This window comes from Streptomyces sp. OfavH-34-F, from assembly GCF_022347745.1.
GTDB lineage: Bacteria > Actinomycetota > Actinomycetes > Streptomycetales > Streptomycetaceae > Streptomyces.
In genome coordinates, this window is sequence record NZ_JAKRGC010000512.1 from 1 (window position 1) to 2,850 (window position 2,850).

2 protein-coding genes are annotated in these 2,850 nt (G+C 72.4%); one reads left to right on the plus strand and one right to left on the minus strand.

Translation table 11 applies throughout. The annotated features are described in order from the left end of the window. Positions 1-1,554 (minus strand): MFS transporter (locus MHW47_RS34165; protein ID WP_239227728.1); only part of this gene is annotated, 1,554 nt, incomplete at its 3' end. Between the two features lie 522 nt (positions 1,555-2,076). Here MHW47_RS34165 and MHW47_RS34170 point away from each other — a divergent pair. After that, positions 2,077-2,850, plus strand: a 774-nt coding sequence (locus MHW47_RS34170) for a phosphatase PAP2 family protein (protein ID WP_239227729.1), incomplete at its 3' end; no start/stop codon positions are given.

The following is a 2,850-nucleotide window of genomic DNA, read 5'->3' on the forward strand; positions in this document are numbered from 1 at the left end:
GCACACCTTCGGCGCGCACTCCATCAGCCGGGGCAGCCGCAGCGCGGCCAGCGCGCCGAGCAGCAGCAGCCCCGCGCTGACCATCAGCGTGATGTGCAGCCCGTCGATGAAGGCGTCCCGCGCGGTGGCGCGCAGCACGGCGCCCAGGGGCCCGCCCAGCTGCTCCGCCTCCTGGTACGCCTCGCCGAGCGAGTGCGAGGCGGCCGCCCCCGCGTCGGCGGGCACCCCGGCGGCGGGCAGTCCGGCGAGGCCGGGGGTGTAGGCGGCGTTCATCACGCTGCCCAGCAGGGCTATCCCCATCCCGGCGCCCAGCTGGTACGAGGTCTCCCCGATCGCCGCCGCCCCGCCGGCCCGGTCGGCGGGGGCCTCGCTGAGCATCGACTCGTACGCGCCGAACAGCGTGGACTGGAGGCCGAAGCCCAGGGCGACGAACGCGACGGCCAGCAGCCAGGCCCGGTCGTGGCGGCCCATCGCGGTCAGGCTGAGCACCGAGGCGGCCGTCAGGACGAACCCCCAGCCGACCATCCGGCGCGGCCCGAGCCGGCGCAGGGTGTGCGAGCCGGTGGCGCCGGCGGCCATCGCGGCGAAGGTGAGCGGGAGCAGTCTGAGCCCGGTCTCCAGCGGGCTGAGGCCGAGGACGAGCTGGAGGTACTGGACGGCGACGAGTTGCAGGCCGACCAGGGCGAGCATGGCGAGGACGATGCAGCCGACCGCGGTCGAGAAGGCGGGCCGGCCGAACATGCCGATGTCGATCAGCGGATGGGTGCGCCGCCGCTGGCGGCGGACGAAGGCGATCAGCAGGGCGGCGCCGAGCAGCAGCGGCAGCAGGGTGGCGGCACCGGTCAGCCCCTCGCCCGTGCCGGCCCGTTTCACGCCCAGGACCACGCCGAGCACCCCGGCCGCGGCCATCAGCGCGCCGAGCACGTCCCACGGGCCGTCGTCGCTGCCCCGGGACTCGGGGAGCAGCAGCCGGCCGACGGGCAGGATCAGGGCCATCAGCGGAATGTTGATCAGGAAGACCGAGCCCCACCAGAAGTGCTCGACGAGGAATCCGCCGATGACCGGGCCGGTGGCGGCGCCGACCGCGGCGACGGCGGACCAGACGCCGATCGCGACGGCCCGTTCGCGCCGGTCGGGGAAGACCTGGCGCAGGATCGAGAGCGTCGCGGGCATGATCATCGCCCCGCCGACGCCGAGCAGAGCCCGCGCCGCGATGAGCACGCCCGCGCTGCCGGCCAGGGCGGCGACGGCGGACGCGACGCCGAAGAGGGCGTAGCCGAGCAGCAGGACGCGGCGGCGGCCGACCCGGTCGCCGAGGGTGCCGAAGAGGATCAGCAGGGAGGCACAGACCAGCGGGTAGGCGTCCACGATCCACAGCAGCCCGGCGGCGCTGGGCCGCAGGTCCTCGGTGACGGCGGGGACGGCGACGTGCAGCACGGTGGCGTCGAGCGCGACGAGCAGCAGGCTGAGGCAGAGGACGACGAGGACGACCCAGCGGTTGGCACCGTCCGCGTCCTGGCGCAGGCGGATTCGGGCGGTGGGCGTCCCGGACATGCATCTACCTCCCAAAAGTCCCTCGCACTCGGCGGGCCCTCGGGACGCGGTCTCCACTGTCCCCCGGGGGCCCGGCATCGAACGGGCGAGTGATCCGTCAGCGTACGCGAGTTCGCCGGGGCCACACGTGGCCGATCTCATACCGTCCGACCCGGTGAAGTGTGGCGTACGCCACTGCCGCGCGCCCGTCCGGGTCACCGCCGGGACCTGCGGCGATCCGCCGGCGGCCCTCCGGAAGCACCGTACGGCCCCCGCCCCGAAGCCGTACCGTAACCGGACTGACACCCTCCGTTCCGTTCCGCCGCACCCTCGATAAATACACTTCGAGAACCCGGGGACCGTGGGGCGAAATCCGGGAATTACCTTTTCGAACAGGCTTCGCATAACGCTCGGAAAGAAATACGAGACTTATTCATGCTCCCTGGGAAAACCCGCCCGGTGAGACACAGTCCACATCACATCGTCATCACGAACCGCCCGGATCGACCGGGACACTCACTCACTCGCTGTAACGTCGATTGGGTGCGTACCGACATCTTCGCCCGGCTGGACCGGGAGCCGGAACCGCCGAAGATAGAGACACCGCGGATGAGCCGTCACCGCATCGCTCTCTTCGGCGGGACGTTGGCGTTCTATGTGGCCATCGTCGTCGCCGTGCTCATGTCGACCTGGCTGGTGGCCCTGGACTGGAAGGTCATGCTCTTCCGGCCCTACGAGCAGTGGCCCTCGGTCCACGCCGCCCTCGACTACTACGTGGTCCTCGGGCAGCGCGGACCCACGGCGGTCATGGTCGCCTGCTGGCTCGGCTGGCGCTCCTGGCGGCAGCACACCCTGCGTCCGCTGCTGACGCTGGGCGCCTCGCTGCTTCTGCTCAACCTGTCGGTGGGTGCGGTCAAGATCGGCCTCGGCCGGCTCGGCCCGCACTACGCGACCAGGATCGGATCGGCCGAACTCTTCGCCGGCGGCGATATATTTCCCTCGGGTCACACCGCCAACGCCGTGGTGACCTGGGGCATCCTCGCCTACCTGGCCGCCACCCCGAGGGCCAGGCGCTATCTGTCGGCCCTGTCCGCGATCGTCTCGCTCGGCGTCGGCCTCACGACGGTCTACCTCGGTACGCACTGGCTGAGCGACGTGCTCCTCGGCTGGGCGGCCGGCCTGCTCATCCTGCTGGGCCTGCCGTGGGTGGAACCGCTGATCACCCGCGCCGAGGACTGGATCTTCGCCGCCCGTGCCCGGCTGGGCGCGCCCGGCAGCAGGCCGCTGCGCCCGGCGCCGGCGCCCGCGCCCGCCGCC